Below are 25,179 nucleotides of genomic sequence, written 5' to 3'. Positions count from 1 at the left end.
GGCTGATTGCCAGATCGTTCAACGATCTGGCAGTATCCGGGCCGTGGCTGTGAGTGGTGCTCGGGAGCTGGTGGACGCGCTGGAAGCGCTCGGAACGGAGATCGTCTTCGGGCTCCCGGGGGTGCACAACCTGCCACTGTGGGAAGCGCTCGGTGAAACCCGCATCAAGCTCGTCGGCGTCCGCCACGAACAGACCGCCGGGTACGCCGCCGACGGCTACGCGCGCGCCACCGGCAAGCTCGGCGTCGCCCTCGTGACCACCGGCCCGGGCGCCGCCAACACCCTCGGCGCGGTCGGCGAGGCCATGGCGTCCGCCGCTCCGGTGCTGGTCATCGCCACCGACATCCCCTCGACGCTGCGCCGCCCGGGTGTCGTCCGCGGCGTGCTGCACGAGACCTCCGACCAGCAGGCGATGTTCGCGCCGGTGACCAAGGGCGGCTTCACCGTGCGGGCCGCCGACCAGGTCGGCACGACCCTGCACCGCGCGGCGCGGCTCGCGCTGCTGCCGCAGAGCGGGCCGGTCTACCTCGGCGTGCCCACCGACTACCTGCGCGAGAGCGTGCCGCACCGCCGTCCGCCCGCGCCGCACCGCAAACCCGACGTCGACGTCCCCGATCTCGCGCGGGCCGAGGCGATGCTGTCCGATGCGCGGAACCCGCTGATCTGGGCCGGTGGTGGCGCGCTGCGCTCGGGGGCGGGCGACGCGATCGGCGCGCTCGCGGAGAAGCTCGCCGCGCCGGTGATCACCACGTTCGCCGCGCGCGGGCTGCTCCCGCTCGACCACCCGTGCCTGGCGCCGAACCCGGTGCACACGCCGGAGGTCGGCGAGCTGTGGGACGAAGCCGACGTCGTGCTCGCCATCGGCACCGACTTCGACGGCCTGATGACGCAGAACTGGCGGATGCCCAAGCCGCCCCAGCTCATCGCGGTCAACGTCGACGCCGACGACGCCGCCAAGAACTACCAGCCCGACCTGACGCTCGTCGGTGACGCGCGCTCGATCGTCGAGCGGTTGCTGCCGAAGCAGCGGCCCGGGCTCGACGACATCACGTTGCGGCTGGCCGGTATCGGCCGGCGCGTGCGCCAGCGGATCCGCGACGAGGAGCCGCAGGCCTACGACTTCCTGTCCACTTTGGACGAAGTGCTGCCGACCGACGCGGTCCTCGTGTCCGACATGTGCGTCGCCGGGTACTGGGTCGGCGGCTTCCACCGGGTGCGCGCGCCGCGCAAGCTCGCCTACCCGATGGGCTGGGGCACGCTCGGCTACGGCTTCCCGGCGTCGCTCGGCGCGGCCGCCGCCGGCACCGGGCGCGCCATCTGCATCACCGGTGACGGCGGATTCCTCTACGGCTGCGGCGACCTGGCGACGCTCGCGCAGGAACAGCTGCCGGTCACGGTCGTCCTCGTCGACGACGGCGGCTACGGGATGTTGCGCTACGACCAGGACCGCGAGGGCCTGCCGCACCGCGGGGTCGACTGGGACAGCCCGGACTTCGTCGGCCTGGCGCGGTCGTTCGGGGTGCACGCCGACCGCGTTTCCGGCTTCGGGCGGGCGTTCCGGCGGCTGCTCGGCGAGTTCGTCGAGTCGGACGAGCCGAACGTGCTGGTCGTGAAGGCCAAGCTGAAGCCGCCGCTGAACACTTCGCCGCGGTGGTACCGGACATGAGGATCGGCGTCGACGTCGGTGGCACGTTCACCGACCTCTGCGCGGTGGACGAAACCGGGATCGTCGCCGTCCACAAGGTCCTGACCACGCACGACGAGCCGGCGCGTGCGGTCGAGGAGGGCCTGGCCGCGCTGCTTTCGGACGTCGGGGCCGTCGAGCAGGTGGTGCACGGGACGACGCTGGTCACGAACGCGCTGATCGAGCGCAAAGGCTCGCTGACCGCGTTGCTCGCGACCGCCGGGTTCCGCGACGTCCTGGAGATGCGCCGCGAGCACCGGTACGAGCTGTACGACCTGCACCTGGAACTGCCCGCGCCCCTGGTGCCGCGGCACCTGCGGTTCGACGTCCCGGAGCGGATCCTCGCCGACGGGTCTGTCCACACCGGACTCGACGAGGAGTACGTCGCCCGGCTCGGGCGGGAACTGGCGGACCGCGGGATCGAGGCCGTCGCGGTCTGCTTCCTGCACTCCTTCACCAACCCGGCGCACGAGGGGCGTGTCGCGGAAATCCTCGCCGAGGTCGCGCCCGGCCTGCGGGTCGCGCTGTCTTCCGACGTAGTGCCGGAGATCCGTGAGTTCGAGCGCGCGTCGACCACGGTCGCCAACGTCTACGTCCAGGACCTCACCGAGCGCTACCTGCGTGACCTCGAACGGCGGCTGCACCGGCTGGGGGTCGCCCGCGCGCCGCACATCATGCTCTCCAACGGTGGACTGGCCACTGTGGACACTGCCGCTCGCTATCCGATCCGGATCCTCGAGTCCGGCCCGGCGGGCGGGGCGCTGGCGGCGGCCGCGATCGGACCGCCGGACCTGCTGGCCTTCGACATGGGCGGGACCACCGCGAAGCTGTGCCTGATCGCCGGGGGCGAGCCGCTGGTCACCCACCAGTTCGAAGTGGACCGCAAGTACCGGCTGCTGCCCGGCTCCGGGCTGCCGGTGCGGGTCCCGGTCACCGACATGATCGAGATCGGCGTCGGCGGAGGCTCGATCGCGCGCATCGACGCACTGGGGCTGCTGACCGTCGGGCCCGACTCGGCGGGCTCCGAGCCCGGTCCGGTCTGCTACGGCCGCGGGGGCGCCGAGCCCACGGTGACTGACGCGGACCTCGTGCTCGGCTACCTCGATCCCGGCTACTTCCTCGGCGGCGGCATGCGCCTGGACGACGAGACGGCGAGAGCGGTGCTTCACGAAAAGATCGCCGCTCCGCTCGGCGTGAGCGTCGAAGAGGCCGCCTGGGGCATCCACACCAGCGTCAACGAGGACATGGCCAACGCCGCTCGCGTGCACGCCGTCGAGCGCGGGCACGACCCGGCGAAGCTGCCGATGTACACCTTCGGCGGGGCGGGTCCGGTGCACGGTGCCGGCGTCGCGCGGGCGCTCGGAGCGCCGTCCGTCGTCGCGCCGCCCGCCGCCGGGGTGCTCAGTGCCGCGGGTTTCCTCACCGCACCGCTGGCGTTCGACTTCGTGCGCTCGGCCCGGGCGGCCGTGCGCGACCTGGAGTGGGAGCAGGTCGACGCGCTGTTCGCCGAGATGGAAGCCGAAGGTGCCGCGCTGCTGGCGAAGTCCGGGGTCGCGGAGGTGACGCACCGGCGCATCGCCGAGATGCGGTACGCCGGGCAGGGCTACGAGATCCGCGTCCCGGTCCACGGTGGCAGCTGGCCCGGAACGCTGATCGACGAGTTCACCCGCACCTATCGCACGCTCTACCGGCGCACCGGACCCGAGGTCGGGGTCGAGGTGCTGAACTGGCGGGTCGTCTCGAGCGGTCCCGCGCCGGACGTCACGCTCCGGCTTGCCGCTGGGGCTTCCTCGGGAGACGCGCGCAAGGGGACCCGCAAGGCCTACTTCCCGTCGGCAGGGGGATTTGCCGACACGGCGGTGTTCGATCGGTACCGGCTCGAGCCGGGAACCCGTGTCGACGGACCGGCCATCGTGGAGGAACGAGAGTCCACTGTGGTCGTCCCGCCGGGTGCGCACTGCGTCGTCAGGTCCGACGGTGCCCTGGAGGTGACGGTGTGAGCGTCGACCCGATCCTCGTCGGGCTGTTCGGCAACCGCCTGCACTCGATCCTCGCCGAGCAGCAGAACGCGCTGGTCAACACGGCCTTTTCGGCGGTCGTGCGTGAATCGCTCGACCTGGCGTGCGCGGTGTTCGACTCGCGCGGGGAGATGATCGGCCAGTCCGTCGGCGGCACGCCCGGCCACATCAACGCGATGGCGACCGGCATGCACCACTTCGTCGCCGCGTATCCGCCGGAGACCCTGGAGCCCGGGGACGTGCTGCTGACGAACGATCCGTGGCAGACCGCCGGGCAGATCAACGACATCACCGTGGCGACACCGGTGTTCCGGCACGGACGGCTGGTCGCGTGGTTCGCGTCGTGCTGCCACGCGCCCGACATCGGCGGCCGGCTGGTGTCGGCCGAGGCCCACGAGGTCTTCGAAGAAGGCCTGCGCCTGCCGATCATGAAGGTCCTCCGCGCGGGCGAGGTCAACGCCGACCTGGAACGGCTGATCCGGGCGAACGTCCGGACGCCGGAGGAGACCATCGGCGACCTGTACGCGCAGGTCACCGGCAACGAGGTCGGCGCGGCGAGCCTGCTGCGGCTGCTGGACGAGCTCGGCCTCGACACCCTCGACGACGTCGCCGCCGAGATCATGAACCGGTCCGAAAAGGCCCTGCGCGACGCGCTGCGGGAGCTTCCGGACGGGACGTACCGGAACGAGATCGTCACCGACGGCTTCGACGACGAAGACGTCATCCTGCGCGTGACGGCCACTGTGGACGGTGACGGGATCCACCTCGACTTCGCGGGCTCGTCGCCGCAGAGCCGGCGCGGGATCAACGTCGTCATGAACTACACGCGGGCGTACGCGTCGTTCGCGGTCAAGGCGGCGATCTCGCCGGAGGTGCCGCACAACGCCGGGTCGTTCCGGCCGGTGCGCGTCACCGCGCCCGAAGGGTCGGTGCTGAACTGCCTGCCGCCCGCGCCCGTCGCGTCCCGGCACCTGATCGGGCACTTCCTGCCGTCACTGCTGATCGGCGCGTTGCCGGAGGCGGCGATCGCGCCGAGCGCGGACGCGCTGTGGATGACCATCTGGCGTGGCCCCGGGTTCATGCTCAACGTCTTCCAGACCGGCGGCACGGGTGCGCGTGCGGACAAGGACGGCCTGAACACCACGGGATTCCCGAGTGGACTGCGCTCGACGCCGACGGAGGTGATCGAGACCATGGCGCCGCTGGTCCAGCACACCCGCGCGCTGCGGACCGACTCCGGCGGCGCGGGCCGGTTCCGCGGCGGACTCGGACAGGTGACCACGATGGGAGCACTCGGCGTGACTTCCTGGAGTGTCAACGGGAACGTCGACCGGGTGCGCGCCGCAGCGTCCGGTGTGGATGGTGGGGGATCCGGTGCGCCCGGTCGGTTCGGCCTCCATGGCGGAACGGTTTTGCCCGCGAAGAGCCGTGTGGCGCTGACGCCTGAGTCCGTTGTGGACGTCACGTTGCCCGGCGGTGGTGGGTACGGGCGGCCGCTCGAGCGGCCGGTGGCGGCGGTGCTCGCCGACGTCGTCGAGGGTTACGTCTCGGCGGAAGCGGCGCGCGAGGTGTACGGCGTCGAAGTGCGGTACCTCGGGCGACCGGACGCGCTCGTCCGGCTCCCCGAGGACTACGCGGTGGACGAAGAGCAGACAGCACGACTGAGAGCAGGGCAGTGAACATGGGTCGGTTGGCCGGTAAAGTGGCGGTCGTCTTCGGTGGCGCGCGGGGCATCGGCCTCGCCACGGTGAAGGAGTTCCTCGCCGAGGGCGCGATCGTGTTCGCTTCCGACATTCGCGAGCCCGTCGAAGACATACCCGGCTACTCCATCGTGGACGCCACGGACGAGGGTCAGGTCGGCGCGTTCGTCGACGGCGTCATCGCCGAGGCGGGCCGCATCGACGTGCTGTTCAACAACGTCGGCATCCACCTCGGCAAGTCCCTTGTGGACACTACGCTGGCCGAGTTCGACGACATCTTCGCGCTGAACGTGCGCGCCGCCTTCCTCGGCACCCGCGCCGTCCTGCCGCACATGATCGAGCGGAAAGCGGGCAGCATCATCACGACGTCGTCGAACGGCGGCGTGATGGGCCGCCCCGGCGACCCGGTGTACAACGCCACCAAGCACGCGCTGGTCGGGCTGACGAAGTCCATCGCCGTCGCGCACGCGCACCAGGGCATCCGGGCCAACACGGTGAACCCGGGCGCGATCGACACCGACATGCTGCGCGGCACCCTCGCGTCGCCGGAGGAGTTCGAGACCAAGCAGCACCAGCTCGTCGCCAGCACGCCCGCGGCGCGCGTCGGCGAGGCCTGGGAGGTCGCGAAGGCCGTGGTGTTCCTGGCGAGCGACGAGTCGCGGTTCGTCAACGGTGTCGTGCTGCCGATCGACGGCGCGAAGGCCGCGGGCGCGATGCCGGGCAACCGCTACAGCCTCGATTTCGAGCTCGGCGTCAGGTAGCGCCGTGACCGTCGATGCCTCGGGGCTGGAGAGCGAGCGGCACCAGCTCGAACGCAGCGGCACGGCCGAGCGGGTCGCGGCGATCCTGCGCCAGTACATCACCGACGGCGTCTTCGCCCCCGGTGAACGGCTTTCGGAGCCGGTGATCAGCTCGGCACTCGGCGTCTCGCGCAACACCCTGCGCGAGTCGTTCCAGCTGCTGGCCCACGAACGGCTGGCCGTGCACGAGCTGAACCGCGGCGTGTTCGTGCGCGAACTGACCACGGAGGACATCGCTGACCTCTACGTCGTCCGCCGGGCCACCGAATGCGGCGCTCTGCGCCGCGCCGCCGAATTGCCCACTGTGGATTTGTCCGGTGTGGAGCGAGCATTCCGCGAAGGCCGGCTGGCGGTGGCAGCCGAGGACTGGCCGGCCGTCGGCACCGCCAGCATCCACTTCCACCAGGCCCTCGCGGACCTGGCCGGCAGCGAACGTCTCTCCGCGACGATGCGCCAGGTGCTCGCCGAAACGCGGTTGTTCTTCGTGCTGAACGAGAACACCCGGGAGTTCTACGAGCCGTTCCTCCAGTGTCACGAGGAGATCCTGCGCGACCTGCGCCGCGGCCGGTTCGACGCGGCGGAAGCGGCCCTGGACCGCTACCTTCGCGACGCCGAAGCCCGCCTGCTGGAGCTGAGCACACCCCGGCCCGGGAGAGTGGAGTGACTTCGATGCCTGCCGGCCCTGACGGATTCCGCCCGCTGGACGGGATCAAGGTCGTAGACCTTTCGCGCATCCTCGCCGGGCCGTACTGCACCCAGTACCTCGGCGAGATGGGCGCGGACGTGGTGAAGGTCGAGTCGCCCGGGCACGGCGACGACACGCGCGGCTGGGGGCCGCCGTTCGTCGGCGGCGAGGCCGTCTACTACCTGGCCGCCAACCGGAACAAGCGCGGGATCGTGCTCGACCTGAAGAGCGATCGCGGGCGCGAAGCCCTCCGCCGGCTGGTCGCGGACGCCGACGTGCTCGTCGAGAACTTCCGGCCGGGCACGCTCGAGAAGTGGGGGGTCGCGTACGACACGCTGTCTTCGCTCAACCCCCGGCTGATCCACGTGTCGATCACCGGGTTCGGGCAGACCGGGCCGTACCGCGACCGCGCGGGCTACGACCTGGTCGCGCAGGCGCTCGGCGGCGTGATGTCGCTGACCGGCGAACCCGACGGCGCGCCGGCGAAGGTCGGGCTGCCGGTGGCGGACCTGAACGCGGGGACGTGGGCGATCATCGCGGTGCTGATGGCGCTGCAGGCGCGGCACACGACCGGCCGCGGCCAGTACCTCGACGTGTCCCTTTTGGACAGTCAGCTGGCTTGGCACGTCTACGCCGCGGGTGCGCACTTCTACGACACGCCGCGGCCGCGCCGGATGGGCTCGGCGCACCCGAGCATCGTGCCGTACCAGGCGTACCACGTCTCCGACGGCTGGCTGATCATCGCGGTGGGCAGCGAAAAGCTGTGGCACGCGTTCTGCGGGGTGCTCGGCCTGGACATCGCCGCCGACCCGCGGTTCGCGTCGAACGCTCTGCGAGCGGCCCACCGCGACGAGCTGAACTCGCTGCTCGAGCCGGTGCTCCGGACGCGCGCGGCGGCGGAGTGGATGAAGGACTTCGACGGGGCGGGCATCCCGGCGGCCCCGATCAACGAGATCGACGACGTCTACGCGGACCCGTGGACGGCCGCGCGCGAGCAGGTGGTGCGGCTGCCGCACCCGACGGTCGGGACGTACCTGGGCACGGGCTTCCCGGTGAAGGCGTCCGGCACCCCGGCCCGGCCGACGTCGGCGCCCCCGACGCTGGGCCAGCACACCGCGGAAGTCCTCGCGGAGCTGGGCTACTCCGCCGAGGAGATCGCCGGGTTCCTGGACTGACCGGCCAGTCCGGATCCGCGAACTGTGCACGATGGAGTGTTCGCGATTCCGGCTCCGCCCTGGTAGGGATGGGGCAGGACTTATGGAGGACCGATGTCAGCACAGCACGCCCTCTGGCACCCGTTCGCCGACATGGGCGCGGTCGACGGCGACCGGATGGTCATCACCCGCGGCGAGGGCTCGTACGTCTGGGACGACGCGGGCCGCCGGTACTTCGACGCGACCGCGTCGCTCTGGTACGCGAACTTCGGCCACGGCCGTCCCGAGATCACCGAAGCCGTCACCCGGCAGCTGCGGACGCTCGACTCCTACAACCTGTTCGGCTACAACGCGAACCAGCCGGCGATCGAGCTGGCCGACCGCGTCGCCGAGCTGGCGCCGGAACCGGGGTCGAAGGTGTTCTTCGGCTCGGGCGGCGGTGACGTCATCGACACGGCGGTGAAGCTCGCGCGGGCGTACTTCGCGCACACCGGCCGTCCGGAGAAGGTGCACGTGATCGGCCGGGCGCAGGGCTACCACGGCACCCACGGCTTCGGCACGGCGGTCGGCGGCATCCCGGCGAACACGGCGGGCTTCGGCCCGCAGCCGCCGGACTTCTCGCACGTCCCGTACGACGACGCGGCGGCGCTGGAGGCGGAGATCCAGCGGGTCGGCGCGGCTCGCGTCGCGGCGTTCTTCTGCGAGCCGGTGATCGGCGCGGGCGGCGTGCTGCTGCCGCCGGAGGGGTACCTCGAGGAGGTGGCGGCGATCTGCCGCCGCCACGACGTGCTGTTCGTGGCGGACTGCGTGATCGCGGCGTGGGGCAGGCTCGGCACCTGGTTCGGCATCGACCGCTGGCCGGTCCGGCCGGACCTGATCACGACGGCGAAGGGCATCACCGGCGGCACGATCCCGCTGGGCGCGCTGATCGTGGCGCCGAGGGTGGCGGAGCCGTTCTTCACGGGCAAGCCGGGCGCGCCGATCTTCCGCCACGGCGCGACGTACGCGGGTCACCCGGTGGCGTGCGCCGCGGGCCTGGCGACCCTGGACATCTACGAGCGCGACGGGCTGATCCCGCGAGGTCGTGAGCTGGAGAAACCCCTGGCCGACGCGGTGTCGGGAGTGGCCGGGCACGGACTGGTCGCGGAGGTCCGCGCGGGCCTGGGCTTCTTGGCGGCGGTGGAGCTGACGGCGGAGGTCATGGACGCCGACCCGGGTGCGCCGGTGAAGCTGCAGCGGGCCTGCCGGGACGAGGGCGTGATCGTGCGCAACCTGGGGCGGGGTGTCGCGGTGTCGCCGCCGTTGGTCGCGGCCGAGCCGGAGCTGGACCTGCTGGCGTCGGCGCTGCCGAAGGCTTTGGACCGCCTGGCCGCGCAAGTCTGAGGTCATGAACGACTCTTTCCTGTCCTCCGACGGCAGGAAAGAGTCGTTCATGACGTTCGGCTGCGTGACCGGGGCCGGGTCCGGCGTGATCGAACGCGGGGTTCGCGTGATCGGAGCCGGATCTCGCGTGATCGAGCCCGGATCTCACCGCGCCGAGCCGGCGGCGACCCCCAGCCCCGCCGCCGGCTCGCCGACGTCTCATGAGATGCAGAACTCGTTGCCTTCCGGGTCCGCCATCGTCACCCAGCTGTGTGGTCCCTGCCGCCCGCGATGCAGGAACACGGCCCCGCGCGACGTCAGCTTCTCCAGCGTCGCCTCGACGTTGTCCGCACCGACCCACACGTCGATGTGCATCCTGTTCTTCACCGTCTTCGGCTCGGGAACCTCCTGAAAGAGGATCCGCCGCGGTGGACCGTCCGGTGGCGAGTCCGGGTGGCGGATCGCCGCCCCGGCTCTCCAGACCAGCGCGCCGCGGTAAGTCCGGGTTTCCTCTTCCTTCGCGTACCCCTTCGCGATCATCTCGCGGACGAAGTCCTCGTCCGTCGGCTCCACCGGCCAGCCGAGCGTCTCGGCCCACCAGTCCGCGAGCACGTGCGGGTCGGCCGTATCCACCACTACCTGGAAGTCATGCGCCATACCGGCACGTTAACGACCGAGTCCGACATTTTCCGCAGCATCGGGTCCTCGGGCACGACCGTGAAACGCCACTTGTCCACGCCGCCACCCATGATCTCGGCGTAGCGGCGCGCGCCGTCGGCGTTGGCGAAACGCACCTGCTGGCCGTTCGTCAGGTGGGTGATCTTGACCGCCACAACAACCTCCCGAAGTCTGTGGGCCGGCCCGCGGAGCTTCCCCCTCCGGGACCGGCTCGCACAGTAGAACACATGTTCGACCGGTCGCGCCAGTCTCTCCCCCAAGTAGGGGAGCGCGAAGCAAAGCCGCAGGTCAGAGGGGTCGAATCATGGCGACGCGCGGCCAGGTGTCCAGGCCGCGAGCGGCTTCGGCGCGGCGGATCGCCCGCAGCCCGTCGCCGAGTTCCGCCTCCGGCAGGACCCGGAACCGCAGCCGCTCGTAGTAGGGCGCGTTCCACGGCACGGCCGCGAACGTCGTCAGCGTCAACGCCGGCAACCCACGGGAACGAGCCCATTCGGCGAGCGTCTCGATCAGCGCGCCGCCCAGCCCGCGCCGCGCGTGCGACGGCCGGACCGAGACCTGCTCGATGTGCGCGCACCAGTCGACGATCTCCGCGACCAGGTAGGCCACCGGCCGGTCGCCGGAGTCGACGCTCACCCACGCGCGCCCGTCGGACTGGTACACGGCCAGCTCGGCCACCGAGCCGGGGTCGTCGTCGGCGATCGCCGCCATGCCGACTTCACGGAAGAGGCCGCCCGCGTCGAGTTCGACGTCGATCAACGCGGGCAGGTCGTCGGGGCGCGCGAGCCGGATCACCCGGGCAGTTCTACGCGCCCGGGCGGCGTTTTCACAGCGAATAAGAGGAAATCGTCCGCTGGATGCGGATCGCGTACTCCTGCAGGGCGGTGATCGCGGTGTGCCGCGCTTCCTCGGTGATCCGGGCGGCCGGGCCCGCCATGCTCAGCACCGTCGGCCGCCTGCCGATCGTCGGCACCGGCACCGAGCAGGCCCAGACGCCTTCGTCGATCTCCCCGGAACTGACCGCAAACCGGTTCTCCAGCGCGTGCTTCAGCTCGTCGCGCACGCCGGTGCCGTGCCGGTCCACGATCGACGTCAGCCGCCGTTCGCGTTCCAGCTCGGGCAGCAGCGCGAGCAGCATCTTGCCGGACGCGCCGAGGCCGAGCGGGATCGAATGGCCGGGCTCGAACGTGAACCGCATGGCGCGGTCGCACTCGACGCGGTCCGCGCACACGGCGGTGTCGCCGAACTGCTGGAACAGCATCACCGTCTCGCCGAGCTCCCGTGCGGCTTCCTCCATCGACGGCCTCGCCAGCCGCACCAGGTCGTTCGCCAGCTGCGCGGCCCGCGCCAGCGGCATCACCTGGCTGGTCAGGTGGTAGTGCCCGGCCCGGCCCTCCTCGAGCAGCTGCAGCTCCTTGAGCAGGGCCACGTACCGGTAGGTCGTCGCGACCGGGGTGCCGATCGTCGCGGCGAGCTCGGCGACGCTGGCCTCCCAGCGGCGCTCCGAAAACGCCAGCAGCAGCTGGAGGACCTTGCGGGAACTGCTGGCACCGGGGGTTCGGCGCGGGGAAGTGGTGGCGGAACCGTCGACGGCACTGACGGCAGGCGTCATCATGACCTCTCGGTGAGACAAAAACGACCTTCGCTATCACACGGGGTGAATAAATTAGCACGTTGTGTGAAAGGAAGGCCAGTAATGCCGGTGGCGACCCCGGGAAAAGGGGGCCGCCACCGGAGACGACGTCACATCGTGAGGAACTCGCCCGGTTTCGTCACCACGGGTGACTCGACGTAGAGCCCGCGGTACTCGTCCTGGATCCCGGAGTTGTGCACCTGCAGCGCGAGCGGGCCGACACGCCCGGCCGTCTTGTCGGTGAACCGCAGCACTTCGACGCCTTTGCAGGTCACGGCCGTTCCCGTGAGCGGGCAGCACGCCATCCGGGCGACGCCGGTGGCCATGTCGCCGATCAGCTCGCACTGCGCCCACTTCTTGATGTCGATCGTGGTGTGGGACAGCTGCTTGAACAGTTTCCCGCCGCCGTCGTTGTGGCCCGGCCGGTAGTCCCAGTGCCCGCCGTTCGGCGGCTGGAACTGGATGGCGCTCAGCGCGTCGCGGATCGGGTCGGTGGTGCCCCAGATCAGCACGGTCGGTTTGTGGTTGCCCTTGACCTGCCGGACATTGAATATCCACCGAAACGTGCCGACCTGCTGTTTGTTGTAGTACAACCAGCCGCGGGCGGTGCCGTTTCCGTGGATGACCCCGTTCTTCGCCGACCACAAACCGGGTTTCGACGACGTCCACGGGCTCAGGTCGGTTCCGTCGAACATCGAGACCAGGTTCGGGTCGCCGTAGGGGTTTTCCGCGGCCGTCGCGGCAGGCGCCATGGCCGAGGCCACGACGATTCCCGCGGCCAGCACGCCGAAGAGCTTCCGGAGCATCTTGCCGTCCTCTCGTGAACGCGAACAGCGGTCGAGGTTTCGGACGGCGAAATGCACGCTACGAGCCGCGCCGGTGAAGCGTCAACCGCGGTCCCGCTCACCGGTCAGGAACGGCGTCAGCAGACCCGGAACGGCCCGGTCGGCCAGCGCCAGTCCGTCGGCCTCCGCGACGTCGAGCACCTGGTACTTGCCCTTGCCCGCGGCCACCGGGGCGATCACCGTGACCAGCCCGGCCCGGCGCTGGAAGTACGAGCGTTCGACGACGACGCCGGTCATGCCGTCGCAGCGCACCGCCGCCGTGCCGCGGTCGAGCGAGCCCGAGCGCGTCACCAGGTAGCGGCCGGTGAAAGCGTGCCCGAGGCCGCGGTAGCGGTCCCAGCCGACGAGCGCGGCGAACGGCACCAGCCCGAGCGCGGCCTGCCACGGCCAGTCCGGCAGCGCGCCGAGCCACGCCAGCCCGTAGAGGGCCGCGGCGAGCAGCAGCACGCCGAGGACGGCCCGGGAGAGCCGCCGGTACAGCGCCCGGCGCGGGTGCCGTGTGAGCGGCGTCGCGACCGGGTCCTCGCCGAGCACGTCGGCGACGACTTCGTGCGCCCGCGCGAGCGGGGCGGGCGGGAGCAGCAGGCCGCCACCCTTGTCCGCGCCCTTGCCCTCACGCAGCCCGCCGGCGATGGCGACGCAGCGGGCGCCGCCGGCCAGCCGCAGCGGCAGCGGCTCGCGGATTTCGGCGCCGCGCAAGCGGTCCTCCTCGATCGACACCGACCGCGTCGTGATCAGCCCGCGCCGGATGTGCAGCGTGCCGGCGGGCTCGCGGGTGAGCCGGAAGTTCCAGAACGACAGCACGTAACCCCCGACCGACAGCAGCGACACGAGCACCAGCAGGCCGACGGCGGCGAACACCAGGCTCAGCCACACCGGGGTGTCGGCGAAGTGCCCCACGACCGTCTGGACCAGGGAGAACTTGATCGGGTCGAAGTGCAGCTCGTGCGCGAAGTGGTAGACGGTACCGACGACGGCGCCCACGACGGCCAGCCCGGACAGCGTGAACGGCGCGTACCGCAGCCACCGCTTGTCGACCGCGGCGATCAGCTGCTCCGGCGGCGCGGCGGCGGCTTCCTCGGAGACGGCCTCGGCCTTGCGGTGCAGCAGGAGCGTCCGCAGCCGCTGGGCCTCGGCGATGGTGACGGCGTCCAGGACGAGCTCGTCCTTGCCCGGGCCCTTGCCGTGCGAGTGCCGCCCGGTGCCGATCCGCGCGGCGGCGAGGGAGAACAGCCGGTGCTTCGGCTCGGAAGTGACGTCGACCGTGCGGATCCGGTCGCGCGGGATGGCCCGCTGCTTGCGCAGCAGCAGCCCGGTGTGCCACTCGACCTGGGACTCGGTGATCCGGTAGCGCGAGGTCAGCACGTGCGAGACACCGGTGAACACGGCGATCGCGGTGAAGACGAGACCGATCCACTGCCACGGCTCGCCGTGGCCGAACAGCAGCGCCCCCAGCAGCACCGGCAGCGACTTCACCACGTCCAGCACGGGCCGGATGAGCAGCATCCGCCGGTCGAGGTGGTGCCACGGCGCGTCCTGCGTGCCCTTGGCCGGCGGCGTCACGACCGCTTCGGCTGTGCCTTCTGCCGCCTCCGCGGGAAAGAGTGCGTCGGCGGGGCTCACGTCGCGTCCCCTCGCACGGCCTGGGTCGTCTTCGTCAGCTCGTCGGCCAGCGCCAGCGCGCGGTCGTGGGTCAGGCCCGCGATGCGCAGCGGGCCCGCCGCCGACGCCGTCGTCACGGTGAGCTTCGCCAGCCCGAACAGCTGCTCGAACGGGTCACGCTCGATGTCGACGGTCTGGATCCGCGAGACCGGCGCGATCCGCCACTCCTGCTTCAGCCAGCCGCACTGCGTGTAGACGGCCTCGCCGGTGACCTCCCAGCGGTGCACGCGGTACCGCCACTGGGGCATGACGATCAGGTGCAGCGGGCAGAGCACGCCGGAGATCACCAGCGTCACGGTCAGGAACGACGGCGCGTCGTCGCTGGTCACGACGATGAGCGTCTGCACGCCGATCAGGATGATCCACAGGATCGAGGCGGTTACCGTCCAGTAGCCGATGGCCCGGCGGCTGACCCGGTGTGCCGGCGGCCGCAGCCGCAGCGCCGTGTTCGTGGTGTGTTCGCTCACGGCTCAAGCGTGCCCGATCGGGGGCTTGCGTGCCCACGACATGTGTCACGATGGCGATCCGGTCCGGCCTCGATCGCGCGGGAGTTACGATCGGCGACACCGACGGAGGAATGGAATCCCGGTCGGGCTGTGTTGTGCTTGAAGCACTGATATATCGGAAAGCAGGAGGATCCGGTGGGACTCGATCCCGACGACCTGTACGAGGTGGATTCGGACGTCCCCGACCTCACCGGGGCGGTGCTGCTGCACCACTTCGACGGGTTCATGGACGCCGGCTCGGCGGGCCGTCTGCTGGCGGAGCACCTGCTGGGCGGAGAGCACCGGGTGATCGCCCGGTTCGACGTCGACCGGCTCATCGACTACCGCTCGCGGCGGCCGACGATGACCTACGCGGTCGACCACTGGGAGGACTACGACGCGCCGGAACTCGTCGTGCACCTGCTGCACGACGGCGACGGGACGCCGTTCCTGCTGCTGTCGGGCCCGGAGCCGGACCACGACTGGGAGCGGTTCTGCCGCGCGGTCCGCAACCTCGTCGAGCGCTGGGGCGTCCGGCTGACCGCCGGGTTCCACGGCATCCCGATGGGGGCACCGCACACGCGCCCGCTCGGCGTCACCGCGCACGCCACCCGCAAGGACCTGGTCGGCGAGCACCAGCCGCTGCCGAACCGGCTGCAGGTGCCGGGCAGCCTGGCCGCGCTGCTGGAGTACCGGCTCGGCGAGTGGGGCCACGACGCCGTCGGCTTCGCCGCGCACGTGCCGCACTACCTCGCGCAGGCCACGTACCCGGCCGCGTCGCTGATCGTGCTGGACGCGCTGAGCCGCGCGACCGGGCTGAACCTGGCCGAGGGCGAACTGCGCGCGGCCGCGGAGCTGGCCGACGCCGAGATCAACCGCCAGGTCGCGGAGTCCGACGAGATCGCCGACGTCGTCCGCGCGCTGGAGCGGCAGTACGACACGTTCATCGAGGCGTCCGAGCGGGGCAGCCTGCTCGCGGAGTCGGTCGAGCACATGCCGACCGCGGAGGAGCTCGGCTCGCAGTTCGAGCGGTTCCTCGCCGAGCAGAACGGCGGCGACGGACCCGAGCGCTGATGACGCGCTACGACGAGATCGGCGTCGGCTACGCGCTGGGGAGGCGGACCGACCCGCGCTGGCTGGCGCCGGTGCTCGACGCGCTGGGCTCCGCGGCCACGGTCCTCGACGTCGGTTCCGGGACGGGGTCGTACGAACCGCCGTCCCGGCAGGTCGTCGCGGTCGAGCCGTCGGCCGAGATGATCCGGCAGCGCCCGCCTGCCGCCGCGCCGGTGGTGCGCGCGGTCGCGGAGGCACTGCCGTTCGCTTCGGCGACGTTCGACGCCGCGCTCGCGGTGCTGACGGTGCACCACTGGCCCGATTGGCGCGCCGGTCTCGACGAGCTGCGCCGGGTCGCGCGCCGTCAGGTCGTCCTGGCCTACGACACCCGGCTGCACAACGACTTCTGGCTGGTGCGCGAGTACGTGCCGGAGGTGGCTTCGCTGGAACGGTCGCGCCCTTCGGCCCCGGAGATCGCGGAAGTGCTCGGGGCGTCGTCGATGATCGAGCTGCCGGTGCCCTGGGACTTCACCGACGGCGTCTTCCCGGCGTACTGGCGGCGTCCGGAGGCCTACCTCGACCCGGCGGTGCGCCGGTCGTGCTCGGCGCTCGCGCAGACGGCACCGGCCGCGGTGGACCGCGGGATCGCCCGGCTGCGGGCCGACCTGGAGTCGGGACGCTGGCACGCGGAGCACGCCGACCTGCTGGACCGCGCGGAGTGGGACGCGGGCTTCCGGCTCATCGTGGCCTAGCCGCTTGCGATCTGTCCACAGTGGACGCTCGGCTGGTCAGCCGTGACAGCCTTCCTCGTTGACCGGGCCGAACGACGGCAGCAGGAGCCCGCACAGGTAGCCGTCGATCCACCGGCCGCTGCCGGCGATGTTCGTGCCGAGCCGGACCAGCGGGGCGAACGCCTTGATGCCGGCGGCCAGCGCGTCCTGGTTGCGCTGCAGCATCGACGTCAGCCGGTCGAGCTGGGTGAGCAGCGGGCCGATCCGTGTTTCGTTGTCGCTGATCAGCCCGGACAGCTCGGTCGCGAGCTGCCGTGAGCCGTCGAGCAGCGCGCTGATCGCCGATTCGCGGTCGCTCACTTCGGCGAGCAGCTGGTTTCCGTCGTCCAGGAGCTGTCGGACGGCGGCGTCGCGGTCGACGAGCGTCTGGGAGACAACCCGCGTGTTGCCCAGCAACGTGGCGAGCTGGTGGTCACGGGTGGCGAGCGTGTCCGACAGCCGGGACAGTCCCGTGAGCGCGGCGCGGACGCTCGCCGGTGTGTCCGCCAGCGTCGATGACAGCGTGTCGAAGCTCTTCGCCAGCTGCGTTGTGTCGATCCGGTCCACAGTGGACGACAACTCGCCGAACGCCGCGAGGACGTCGTAGGGGACGCTGGTGCGCGCCCGCGGGATCGGCTTCGCCGGGTCGAGTGTCCCGTCGCCCCGCGGGTCCAGGGCGAGGTACTTCTGGCCCAGCACGGTCTTCAGCCGGATCGCCGCGCCCGTCGCGTCGCCCAGCCACGCGCCCTTGACCTTGAACGAAACCAGCACGTGGTCGCCGCTGAGCCGGATGTCCGAGACGCGGCCGACCTCGACGCCGGCGACCCGGACGTCGTTGCCTTCGATCAGCCCGGCGGTTTCGCCGAACTCGGCGGAGTAGGTCGGCCCGTCGCCGATCACGGGCAGGGACCGCGCGTTGAGCGCGGTGAGCACGCCCAGGGCCAGCACGGTCAGGCCGGCGAGCGCCGTCCTGACCGGAGCGTCGGCGGCCCAGCGTATTGACATGGCGTCAAGAGTGACGCACGTCACGCCGGGCCGCCACCGGAGTCCCCCGATGGGACGAAGATCGCGACCTCATACGGCGGTGAGCGCGGGGTACTCGCGGTACTCGAGCGCGTTGGCCGCCCGGTCGGTCATCTTGAGGAAGATGCTGCCGAACAGCCGTGTGCTCAGCATCCGGTAGGCGCGGTTGCGGCTGCGGATCTTCGCGACCGTGCGCGGCGCGAGGAAGTTACCGGCCCCCTTGCCGTTCTTCTGCCCGACCGTGGCCGGCTTGCGCAGCCGCGCCTCGTACTTCGCGAACGCCGTCGCGTGGTCGCCGTCGGCCGCCGCGAGCTCGCCGGCCAGCACCTGGGCGCCCATCATCGCGAGCCCGGTGCCGGAGCCGCCGGGCCCGGCGCACCAGGCGGCGTCGCCGAGCAGCACGACCCGGCCCTTCGCCCAGCGGTCGAGGTGGACCTGGCTGATCGAGTCGACGTACAGGTCGTCGGCCGCGGGCAGCGCCTCGAGCAGTTTCGGCGTCTCCCAGCCGGTGTCCGCGAACAGCCGCGCGACGAGCGCGCGCTGGTCGGCGGTCTTGCGGGGGAACTCGACGCCGTCCGCGGCGAAGACCAGGCCGACGTGCAGGCGGTCCGGCAGCCGGTGGCTGCCGACGCTCAGCCCGCGGCCGGGCTCGTTGTACATCACGCTCGTGTGGTCCAGGCCCAGGTGGTTGGGCGCGGTGAACCCGGCGATGCCGAAGCCCAGGTCGCGCCGGAAGTCCCGCTCCGGCCCGAAGGCGGCGGCCCGCACGCCGGAGTGCACGCCGTCGGCCCCGACGACCAGGTCGAACTTCCGCGGCGCGCCGTGGCGAAAGGTGACTTCGACGCCGTCCGCCGTCTCGGTGAGGGCCGTGACGCGGTCGCCGAAGACGTATTCGGTGTGGCCGGCGGTGTGCTCGTAGAGGATCCGCGCGAGGTCGCCGCGCAGGATCTCGACCTCCCCGCTCCAGGCCGCGCCGGGCACGGTCAGCGCGGGACGCGCGTCGAGGCCGAGCACGGTCTGGTCACCCATCGCCGTCTCGTACCGGCGGACCTCGTCGAGGATGCCCATGGCGGCCAGCAGCTTCACCTGTTCGCCGCGGAAGTCGACGGCCTGGCCGCCGGGCCGCAGGCCGGGCGCGGTCTCGACGACGGTCACGCGGTAGCCGACGCGGTGCAGCCAGTGGGCGGCGGACGGGCCGGCGATGCCGGCCCCGGACACGAGCACGGTCTTGGCGGTCATCTTCGGTTCCTCTCGGGTCTGTGGTGATGACCCGAGGTTGCCGACGGCCGCTGACGGTTCCCGCACCATCCGCTGACGGCTCGGCCAGTGCTGCGCGGTTGCAGTCGCTAACATGACGCGGGTGGACCGTTCCGCCGCAGGCCGGATCCAGGAAGACGGCGAGGAGATCGTCGAGGCGCGCATCTTGGCTGCCGCCGCGCACCTCATCGCCGACGAAGGGTTCGGCAGGCTGAAGATCGGGGCCGTCTGCGCCCAGTCCGGCTACGCGCGATCCGTGGTCTTCCAGCACTTCGGCGACAAGGACGGGCTCGGGCGGCGGCTGGTCGAGCACGCCGTCGAAGAGTTCACCAACGCCTACAGCGAAGCGGTGGCCGCCCGGACGGGCGCGGCCACCGCGACGCCGATGGACATGCTGCGCGCGCTCCTGGACATCATCTTCGAGCTGATCCGCACGATGCCGACGCTCAACCAGGCGTTCCTGGCCCTCTGGGGCGACGCGGCGGCGGAGTACTCGGCCCTGCGCGGCGCGCTGACGGAGGCCGACCGCCGGTTCCGGTTCGCCATCGCCCAGACCGTGGCCAGCGGCGTCGCGGACGGGTCGATCACCGGCGTCCACGATCCCGATTCCTACGCCTCGGCGCTGCTCGCGCAGCTGCGCGGGATCTCGATGGAGGCCCTGATCGACCCCGACGGTGTCGACCTGCGCGGGCTCCGCGCCGAGCTGGAGCGCAGCGTCGACCGGCTGTCCGCGGGCTTCCGCGGCTCGTCTTAAAGGGCGTACACGATCCCCCGCAGCACGATCACGCCGATGAAGACCAGCGTGAAAGCCAGATCGAGCGAGATCCCCCCGATCCGCACCGGCCGCACGACCCGCCGGACCGGCCCGATCACCGGCTCGGTGGCGGCGTAGGCCAGGCCACGGGCGCGCCGCGCCCACGGTGGAGCAGTGGCCACCAGCGCGACCCAGTCCAGCACCATCCGCGCGATCAGCACGAGCAGGTACAGGCTCAGCGCGAACCCCAGCAGCGTCCCCAAGGCACCCATGATCCCTCCGTTCTCCTGCCCCCAGAACGCGCGGGCGGTGCGGGAAGTGCCAGTTCTGTCCGGTTCACAGCATTTCGACAGGATCGAGCGCGCACAGCCCGTGCCAAAGCTCTTCTTCGCGGTCGCGGTCGTAGGACGCCGGTGCGGACGGGGTCACCGTGCGGCGGTCGATGTAGACGCCGCTCTCGCCGGGGCGCGGTCCGACGGCCGCCTCGGCGAGCAACGCGCCCGCCGAGGCGGCGGACATGGCGAGCGGAGTGGCGGTGAGGGCGCGCAGCAGCGTGCGCGACAGGAAGCGGACGGCCGGGCCGGCGTCGCGGACGAGCCCGGTGCCGGGGACGTAGCCGGGGTTGAAGGTGTAGGCGTCGATGCCGTCCGGCAGCCGCCGGGCCAGTGCGTGCACGAGGTAGAGGACGGCGAGTTTGCCGGTCGAGTAGGCCCGGCGCCCGTCGGTGGCGGTGCGCGCGTCCGGGCGGGGACGGGCGAGCTCGGCCACGGGCTCCCAGCGCGGTGCGGGCACCATGCCGAGGTTGTGCCGCAGATCGCCGAAGTGCGTGTCGCTGCCGACCAGGACGATCCGGCCCGGTGCGGTGAACCGGCACCACAGCAGGCGCACGAAGAGGTGGTTGGCCAGGACGTTCACGGCGAAGGTCGGCTCGATGCCGTCTTCGGTGGCGTGGGCACGGCTGGTCAGCTGCAAGCCCGCGTTGCCGACGAAGCCGTGCAGCGGCGGCAACGCGCCGCTGTCGAGGCGGCCGGCGAGGTCGACGGCGGCGGCCCGGACGGCGTTCTTCGACATCAGATCGCAGGTCAGTGCCGTCACGTTCGGGTTGCCGGTGGATTCGGCCAGGTCGCCGCCGAGGGTCCCGCCACGCGCGGTCACGACGAGGTGGACGTCCGGCCGGTCCCGGAGGATCTTCTCGGCGGCGATCCGGCCCAGGCCCCGGCTCGCCCCGGTCATCAGCAGGGTCTTCACGCTCGCTCCTCGAACTTGATACCAACTGGTACTCAGTACCGTAAGGCATCCGGTTCGGCGACGCTAGGATGCCGCCATGACCGAGGTACCGCTTCGCGAGCGCAAGAAGCGCCGCGCCCAGGAGGCGATCGTCGACGCGGCGTTCGAGCTGTTCGCCGAGCGGGGCTTCGCGGACGTGACGGTGACGGAGATCGCCGAACGCGCGGAGGTGGGCCGCACCACGTTCTTCCGCTACTTCGGCGACAAGCAGGAGGTCCTGTTCGCCGAGGAGCAGAACCTGCTCGACGGCCTCCGCTCGGCCCCGCCGCCTGCCCCCGGACCGCCGACGTTCCGCGAGGCGCTCGAGGAGGCCCGGGCGGCGGTCGACGTGATGTGCCGGACGGTGACGGCGAACCGGAAGCGGTACCGGCTGCACGAAAAGCTGGTGGCGGACAACGAAGAGCTGCACGACCGCAGCGAACGGAAGCTGCTGAACCTGTCCGAAGCCATGGCGAACCGGTTGGCCGCAAGGGGAATGGCGCCTGTCGAGGCATCACTGGCGGCGCACGTCGCGCTGGCGTGCTTCCGCGCGGGCCACGCGGCGGCGGGTGCCGACCCGGTGGCACTGGGGCCCGCGGTGGACGAGGCCTTCGCGGTGCTGCTGCGGCAGATGCCGTGACGTGAATGACTCATTCACGTCGTCCGACGACATGAATGAGTCATTCACGACGTCCGTCGTCAGCCGAAGGTGACCACGAGCCGGCCGTCCGAGGCGAAGGACCACTTCATCGTGCCGGCGTACGACGAGCACCGGGACCCGTTCTTGCCGGTCCAGAACTGGTCCGAGCTGTCGACGCTGCCGACGGTCTTGTCGTTCGAGCCGCCACTGGCGAAGCGGCACGACGTGTCGTTGCGGAACACCGAAGTGCCGGTGTCGAAGGAGAAGTTGCGTTCGGCGTTGTCGATGCCGACGTTGTCCGAAACGGACATCGAGCCGGGGTTGCTGTTGTAGGTGAACCCGTGGTGGCCGTTGCGGTAGGCGATGTCGCGCCGGACGATGTGGTTGACCGCGATCTTGTCGCCGCCGAGCTTGTAGCCGTTGCGGTCGCCGTTCTTGTTGACGGTGCCGTTGCTGAGGGTGCCGTTGGCGTAGGCGAGCGAATCCTCGATGGTCACCGGGCCGATCGGGCCGGTGTCGGTCTTGGTGTAGAGGTCCCAGCCGTCGTCGATGTTGTTGTGGGAGACGTCGTAGCGGAAGACGTTCCCGGGGCCGGCGGTGAGCTTGGCGGCGAACCCGTCGGCGTCCTCGCCGTCGGAGTCGGCGTTGTCGTGGGATTCGGAACTCACGACGAGGTTGTTCGACGGCCACTGGTCCTTCGGCGTGCTCGACGCGATACGCGAGATCTGCAGCCCGGAATCGCGGTTGAACCGGGTCACCACGCGTTCGATGACGTTGTTGCTCCCGCCGACGAAGATGCCGTTGTCCCCGGCGCGTTCGACGACGATGCCGGCGACGCGCCAGTACGAACCGTTGAGGGCGAGACCGCGGTTGGCCGGGTCTTCCGTCATGGCCGAGAAGTTCAGCACCGGCGTCTCGCCCGGATAGGCGGACAGCGTCTTGCGCGCGCTCGACGTTCCGCTGTTGGCCGGTGCAATGGTGACAGTCTGGGCGTAGGAGTAAGTGCCGCCCCGCAGGGAGATGGTGCCGCCGGAGCCGATCCGGGTGAGGGCCGAGGGCAGGGTGGTGGGATCCGCCTGCGTGCCGGCGGCGGAGTCCTTGCCGTTGGGAGCCACGTAGAGAGTGGTGGCCGCGGCGGCCGACGGCGGGGCCAGCGCGGCCACCGTAACCAGGGCCGCAGCTGCTGTAAGCGCTTTCTTGATGCTTCCGTACGAACTCATGCACGCCTCCTTGCGGGCAGGAATCTGCGGAACACCGGATCCGGGAGCGCTCCCGGACTTCCGGCGCGGGAACCGGATCTTCGGTGAGCCGACGGTAGCACCGGGTTACCGGGGTCCGAGTGGGCCAAGCGGGTCGTCTGTACTGAAAACGCTTTCAGGCCGGCCGGCGCCGGTCCGCCGGCCGGGCCTGCATACTCGTCCGGTGCCGAACCTTCCGAACGACGCCCCGTTCCGCGGCCGGGTAGTGTGGCTGACTCCCGAGCAGGGCGGCCGCACGGCCGGTCCGCCACGGACGGGCGAGAGCGGTGTCTACGCCGCGAACGCTTTCGTGCCGCCGCGAACGGCAGGCTCCGGCTTGGCGTCTTTCGTGCTTCGCGACTTCGAACCCGGCGCCCCGGTGACAGCCGCGGCGGGACGCTGGCTCGTGGTCGGCAACGCGGGCCCGTACCGGATCCAGGATGGCTCACCCGGCTTTGCCGATCCCTGCCGGGACCGTGAATCGGCACCCTCAGGCAGGCTTGCAGTTCAGTGTCGGTGGTGGTGCCGTCCCGCTCGCCTGGAACCCGAAGGTGGTGCTGCCACCGGCGCCGATCCGGCCGTTCCACCCGGCGTCGGTGGCGACCACGCTCGCGGCGTTCTGCTTCAGGGTGGTGTTCCACGAGTTGGTGACCTGCTGGTCGCCGGGCCACGTCCAGCTGACTTTCCAGCCGGTGATCGCCGTGCGGCGGTTGTTGGTGACGGTCACCGTCGCGACGTGTCCGGTGCTCCAGTCGCCGTTGACGTGCAGGCTCGCCGAGCACCCGGCCGCCGGCAGGACCAGCAGCGTGATGGAGTTCGCCGGGTAGGTCGCGTCGACGTGGCCGTTGCTCGCCGGGAGGTCGTCGCCGCGCACGATGGCGCTCAGGTCGGCCGGGCTGTAGGTGAACCGCTGTGCCGCACCGGCGTTGTCGAACCCGGCCACCGACAGCGGCGAGGTGAGGTCGCCGCCGGTCTTGTTGACGACCATGACGGTCAGCGCCTGGTCGGAGGACCGCTGCGCCGCATACACCGCCAGCTGGCCCTGATCCGCGGCGGTCGCCGACACACTGACGTCACCGAACCGGTCGCCCGTGCCGTCGTAGTTGCGGTACATCCGGAACGCGTACGCGCCCGGGTCGGTCGGCTTGGGTTCGCCCCACATCGTGGCGAGGTCGAGGCCCTCCCGGCCGAAGACGCCCAGGATGTCGGCCTCCGCCAGGGCGCCGTTGATGTCGTCCAGCGCACCCCAGTTGTATTCGGTGATGGCGGTCTTGGTCCCGGGGTTGTACCGGTCGACCCACGACTTCATCGTGCGGATGAACTGCAGCGGCGGCGCGTTGACCCCGCTGGGGCCGATCCAGGACTCCTCGACGTAGGTCGGGTCCCACAGCGACCGGATGGACCGCAGCCGCAGCGCGTTGGCTTCGGGGGTCTTGTCGCCGCTGATCTGCGGGTAGAAGTGCTGGTCGAAGTAGTCGAGGTAGCGTTTGCCGCCGTGGGCGTCGCTGTAGTCCTTCATGTTCTTCAGGTACCACTGGGACAGGTTGAGCCCGCCGTGCGCGGCGGAATCGGCCCCCGGCCCGCAACCGTCCACTCCGGACGCGACCCACTCGCAGTATCCCCAGCCGGACGGGCCGAGGACCGCCGCAGTCGGGTCGGCGGCCTTGATCGCCGCGGCGGCCGCGGTGCCCTTGGTGCCCAGTTCGTCGTCCGAGACCGGTTCGGGGTGCACGTCACGATGCGTGCTGGACCAGAGCACCGGCTCGTTGTCGAGTTCGTAGATCGGCACGCCACCCTGTGCCGCCGTGCCGAACTGGTCCACCAGGTGTGACACCATCTCGCCGTCGAACGCCGCGTCCGCCGGGACCGAGGTGTCGGTGGGAACACCGGTGAGGTTCTCCTGGTTGAGCTTTCCGTTGCCACAGTTCGGATCCCACTGGTCGAAGCTGTCCTGCTGCGGGAACCGGGTCGCCGGGAACCCGCAGGCGAACGGGTGTGACGACGGCGAGTCCTTGGCCACCCACCCGCTCAGGGGCACGGTGACGACCGGCTTGATGCCGCGGGCGAGGTTGGACCCGACCATCCCCTCGACGGAGTGTTCCTGGTCGGCGACGATGTTTTCGAAGTACCAGTCGCTGCCGGTGTTGTAGGTGTGGTTCTTGAAGTTGTAGCGGCTGGAGGCATTGCCGCCCCAGCGCGCCACCGACTGGCCGATTTCGGCGTTGAACGCCGGGTCACCGCCGTTGAGGCCGTAGATCTCGGGGCTGATCGGGTGCCGGGCGGCGGACACGTCGATCGAGAGCGCGGGCCCGTCCGCGGCCGAGGCCGGCGGGGCTGTGAGCGTGACGGCCACGAGGGACGTCGCCAGACCGGCGGCCGTGACCGCTCGCCGCTTCCGCCATCGCCGAGCAGCCTCCACGGAAGCCTCCCACACTGGATTTTCCTGGCCGACAGCATGGTGGAGTGGCGTGGGGC

24 protein-coding genes are annotated in these 25,179 nt (G+C 71.0%); 11 read left to right on the top strand and 13 right to left on the bottom strand.

Annotated features, from left to right (window positions below; all coding sequences use genetic code 11):
* The first annotated feature begins 70 nt into the window (after positions 1–70).
* The 7 genes from CF165_RS15855 (at position 71) to CF165_RS15825 (ending at position 9,424) form a co-directional block, all read left to right on the top strand.
* Positions 71–1,666, top strand: coding sequence for a thiamine pyrophosphate-binding protein (locus tag CF165_RS15855; RefSeq protein ID WP_093948265.1), 1,596 nt, complete (start codon positions 71–73; stop codon positions 1,664–1,666).
* Positions 1,663–3,684 carry a hydantoinase/oxoprolinase family protein gene (locus tag CF165_RS15850; RefSeq protein WP_093948264.1) on the top strand — a complete coding sequence of 674 codons (2,022 nt, stop codon included), beginning with the start codon at positions 1,663–1,665 and terminating at the stop codon, positions 3,682–3,684. Before CF165_RS15855 ends, CF165_RS15850 begins: the two co-directional genes overlap by 4 nt.
* The gene (locus CF165_RS15845) at positions 3,681–5,381 is read left to right on the top strand and encodes a hydantoinase B/oxoprolinase family protein (protein ID WP_093948263.1); all 1,701 of its coding nucleotides are present in this window, start codon (positions 3,681–3,683) and stop codon (positions 5,379–5,381) included. The genes CF165_RS15850 and CF165_RS15845 overlap by 4 nt, the downstream gene beginning before the upstream one ends.
* Positions 5,382–5,383: 2 nt before the next feature.
* A complete protein-coding gene (locus CF165_RS15840; protein WP_167441449.1) occupies positions 5,384–6,163 on the top strand; it encodes an SDR family NAD(P)-dependent oxidoreductase in 780 nt (259 codons plus the stop codon).
* Between the two features lie 4 nt (positions 6,164–6,167).
* Positions 6,168–6,866, top strand: a complete 699-nt coding sequence (locus CF165_RS15835; protein WP_093948261.1) for a GntR family transcriptional regulator — start codon at positions 6,168–6,170, stop codon at positions 6,864–6,866.
* A 5-nt stretch (positions 6,867–6,871) separates the two neighbouring features.
* Entirely contained in the window at positions 6,872–8,062 is a 1,191-nt protein-coding gene (locus CF165_RS15830) for a CaiB/BaiF CoA transferase family protein (RefSeq protein ID WP_093948486.1), read from the top strand.
* Positions 8,063–8,155: 93 nt separating this feature from the next.
* A complete protein-coding gene (locus CF165_RS15825) occupies positions 8,156–9,424 on the top strand; it encodes an aminotransferase family protein (RefSeq protein ID WP_093948260.1) in 1,269 nt (422 codons plus the stop codon).
* 198 nt (positions 9,425–9,622) lie between these two features.
* Here the strand turns inward: CF165_RS15825 and CF165_RS15820 are convergent, their stop codons facing one another.
* From CF165_RS15820 to CF165_RS15790, 7 genes are all read right to left on the bottom strand, one after another.
* The gene (locus CF165_RS15820) at positions 9,623–10,039 is read right to left on the bottom strand and encodes a VOC family protein (protein WP_093948259.1); all 417 of its coding nucleotides are present in this window, start codon (positions 10,037–10,039) and stop codon (positions 9,623–9,625) included.
* Positions 10,039–10,236: a hypothetical protein gene (locus tag CF165_RS15815; protein WP_004561810.1), complete on the bottom strand. Its 198-nt coding sequence runs from the start codon at positions 10,234–10,236 to the stop codon at positions 10,039–10,041. Before CF165_RS15815 ends, CF165_RS15820 begins: the two co-directional genes overlap by 1 nt.
* Before the next feature lie 133 nt (positions 10,237–10,369).
* Positions 10,370–10,873, bottom strand: coding sequence for a GNAT family N-acetyltransferase (locus tag CF165_RS15810; RefSeq protein ID WP_093948258.1), 504 nt, complete (start codon positions 10,871–10,873; stop codon positions 10,370–10,372).
* Positions 10,874–10,904: 31 nt separating this feature from the next.
* Complete coding sequence (locus tag CF165_RS15805) at positions 10,905–11,690, bottom strand: IclR family transcriptional regulator (RefSeq protein ID WP_093948485.1); 786 nt, start codon at positions 11,688–11,690, stop codon at positions 10,905–10,907.
* A 131-nt stretch (positions 11,691–11,821) separates the two neighbouring features.
* Positions 11,822–12,517 carry a 3-keto-alpha-glucoside-1,2-lyase-like domain-containing protein gene (locus CF165_RS15800; protein ID WP_093948257.1) on the bottom strand — a complete coding sequence of 232 codons (696 nt, stop codon included), beginning with the start codon at positions 12,515–12,517 and terminating at the stop codon, positions 11,822–11,824.
* 81 nt (positions 12,518–12,598) lie between these two features.
* On the bottom strand, positions 12,599–14,062 hold the full coding sequence (locus CF165_RS15795) for a PH domain-containing protein (protein WP_240521637.1): 1,464 nt from the start codon (positions 14,060–14,062) through the stop codon (positions 12,599–12,601).
* A gap of 113 nt (positions 14,063–14,175) precedes the next feature.
* Positions 14,176–14,685: a PH domain-containing protein gene (locus CF165_RS15790; RefSeq protein ID WP_093948256.1), complete on the bottom strand. Its 510-nt coding sequence runs from the start codon at positions 14,683–14,685 to the stop codon at positions 14,176–14,178.
* Positions 14,686–14,859: 174 nt separating this feature from the next.
* Between CF165_RS15790 and CF165_RS15785 the strand changes: the two genes are divergently transcribed.
* Positions 14,860–15,777 carry a proteasome assembly chaperone family protein gene (locus CF165_RS15785; protein ID WP_093948255.1) on the top strand — a complete coding sequence of 306 codons (918 nt, stop codon included), beginning with the start codon at positions 14,860–14,862 and terminating at the stop codon, positions 15,775–15,777.
* A complete protein-coding gene (locus CF165_RS15780; protein WP_093948254.1) occupies positions 15,777–16,508 on the top strand; it encodes a class I SAM-dependent methyltransferase in 732 nt (243 codons plus the stop codon). Before CF165_RS15785 ends, CF165_RS15780 begins: the two co-directional genes overlap by 1 nt.
* A 36-nt stretch (positions 16,509–16,544) precedes the next feature.
* On the opposite strand, the gene CF165_RS15775 is transcribed toward CF165_RS15780, so the two are convergent.
* Positions 16,545–17,531 (bottom strand): MCE family protein, encoded by a 987-nt coding sequence (locus CF165_RS15775; protein ID WP_093948253.1) that lies wholly within the window; start codon positions 17,529–17,531, stop codon positions 16,545–16,547.
* 69 nt (positions 17,532–17,600) lie between these two features.
* Positions 17,601–18,788, bottom strand: a complete 1,188-nt coding sequence (locus CF165_RS15770; protein WP_093948252.1) for an FAD-dependent monooxygenase — start codon at positions 18,786–18,788, stop codon at positions 17,601–17,603.
* A 112-nt stretch (positions 18,789–18,900) separates the two neighbouring features.
* Here CF165_RS15770 and CF165_RS15765 point away from each other — a divergent pair, with 112 nt between their 5' ends.
* Positions 18,901–19,560 (top strand): TetR family transcriptional regulator C-terminal domain-containing protein, encoded by a 660-nt coding sequence (locus tag CF165_RS15765; protein WP_093948251.1) that lies wholly within the window; start codon positions 18,901–18,903, stop codon positions 19,558–19,560.
* Here CF165_RS15765 and CF165_RS15760 read toward each other — a convergent pair.
* Positions 19,557–19,832: a YggT family protein gene (locus CF165_RS15760; RefSeq protein WP_093948250.1), complete on the bottom strand. Its 276-nt coding sequence runs from the start codon at positions 19,830–19,832 to the stop codon at positions 19,557–19,559. The genes CF165_RS15765 and CF165_RS15760 overlap by 4 nt on opposite strands.
* Before the next feature lie 64 nt (positions 19,833–19,896).
* The gene (locus tag CF165_RS15755; protein ID WP_240521621.1) at positions 19,897–20,808 is read right to left on the bottom strand and encodes an SDR family NAD(P)-dependent oxidoreductase; all 912 of its coding nucleotides are present in this window, start codon (positions 20,806–20,808) and stop codon (positions 19,897–19,899) included.
* 76 nt (positions 20,809–20,884) lie between these two features.
* Here CF165_RS15755 and CF165_RS15750 point away from each other — a divergent pair, with 76 nt between their 5' ends.
* Positions 20,885–21,466, top strand: coding sequence for a TetR/AcrR family transcriptional regulator (locus CF165_RS15750; RefSeq protein ID WP_093948249.1), 582 nt, complete (start codon positions 20,885–20,887; stop codon positions 21,464–21,466).
* Positions 21,467–21,525: 59 nt separating this feature from the next.
* Here CF165_RS15750 and CF165_RS15745 read toward each other — a convergent pair whose 3' ends face one another.
* Together CF165_RS15745 and CF165_RS15740 are read right to left on the bottom strand one after the other, a co-directional pair.
* Positions 21,526–22,686, bottom strand: coding sequence for a right-handed parallel beta-helix repeat-containing protein (locus CF165_RS15745; RefSeq protein WP_093948248.1), 1,161 nt, complete (start codon positions 22,684–22,686; stop codon positions 21,526–21,528).
* Positions 22,687–23,194: 508 nt separating this feature from the next.
* Positions 23,195–25,123, bottom strand: a complete 1,929-nt coding sequence (locus tag CF165_RS15740; protein ID WP_240521620.1) for a glycoside hydrolase family 44 protein — start codon at positions 25,121–25,123, stop codon at positions 23,195–23,197.
* Positions 25,124–25,179 lie beyond the last annotated feature (56 nt).

The organism is Amycolatopsis vastitatis, assembly GCF_002234595.1.
In the GTDB taxonomy this organism is placed as follows: domain Bacteria; phylum Actinomycetota; class Actinomycetes; order Mycobacteriales; family Pseudonocardiaceae; genus Amycolatopsis; species Amycolatopsis vastitatis.
Note: the sequence above shows the minus strand (reverse complement) of the source record. Positions and strands in the feature narration are given on the sequence as shown.

Excerpts from the sequence above, each read along its gene's own strand:
- CF165_RS15840 (WP_167441449.1), top strand. The coding sequence starts at position 5,384 with ATGGGTCGGTTGGCCGGTAAAGTGGCGGTCGTCTTCGGTGGCGCGCGG.
- CF165_RS15805 (WP_093948485.1), bottom strand. The coding sequence starts at position 11,690 with ATGACGCCTGCCGTCAGTGCCGTCGACGGTTCCGCCACCACTTCCCCG.
- CF165_RS15825 (WP_093948260.1), top strand. The coding sequence starts at position 8,156 with ATGTCAGCACAGCACGCCCTCTGGCACCCGTTCGCCGACATGGGCGCG.
- CF165_RS15800 (WP_093948257.1), bottom strand. The coding sequence starts at position 12,517 with ATGCTCCGGAAGCTCTTCGGCGTGCTGGCCGCGGGAATCGTCGTGGCC.
- CF165_RS15780 (WP_093948254.1), top strand. The coding sequence starts at position 15,777 with ATGACGCGCTACGACGAGATCGGCGTCGGCTACGCGCTGGGGAGGCGG.
- CF165_RS15760 (WP_093948250.1), bottom strand. The coding sequence starts at position 19,832 with ATGGGTGCCTTGGGGACGCTGCTGGGGTTCGCGCTGAGCCTGTACCTG.
- CF165_RS15745 (WP_093948248.1), bottom strand. The coding sequence starts at position 22,686 with ATGAGTTCGTACGGAAGCATCAAGAAAGCGCTTACAGCAGCTGCGGCC.
- CF165_RS15850 (WP_093948264.1), top strand. The coding sequence starts at position 1,663 with ATGAGGATCGGCGTCGACGTCGGTGGCACGTTCACCGACCTCTGCGCG.
- CF165_RS15830 (WP_093948486.1), top strand. The coding sequence starts at position 6,872 with ATGCCTGCCGGCCCTGACGGATTCCGCCCGCTGGACGGGATCAAGGTC.
- CF165_RS15795 (WP_240521637.1), bottom strand. The coding sequence starts at position 14,062 with ATGCTGCTCATCCGGCCCGTGCTGGACGTGGTGAAGTCGCTGCCGGTG.
- CF165_RS15750 (WP_093948249.1), top strand. The coding sequence starts at position 20,885 with ATGACCGAGGTACCGCTTCGCGAGCGCAAGAAGCGCCGCGCCCAGGAG.
- CF165_RS15775 (WP_093948253.1), bottom strand. The coding sequence starts at position 17,531 with ATGTCAATACGCTGGGCCGCCGACGCTCCGGTCAGGACGGCGCTCGCC.
- CF165_RS15770 (WP_093948252.1), bottom strand. The coding sequence starts at position 18,788 with ATGACCGCCAAGACCGTGCTCGTGTCCGGGGCCGGCATCGCCGGCCCG.
- CF165_RS15765 (WP_093948251.1), top strand. The coding sequence starts at position 18,901 with ATGACGCGGGTGGACCGTTCCGCCGCAGGCCGGATCCAGGAAGACGGC.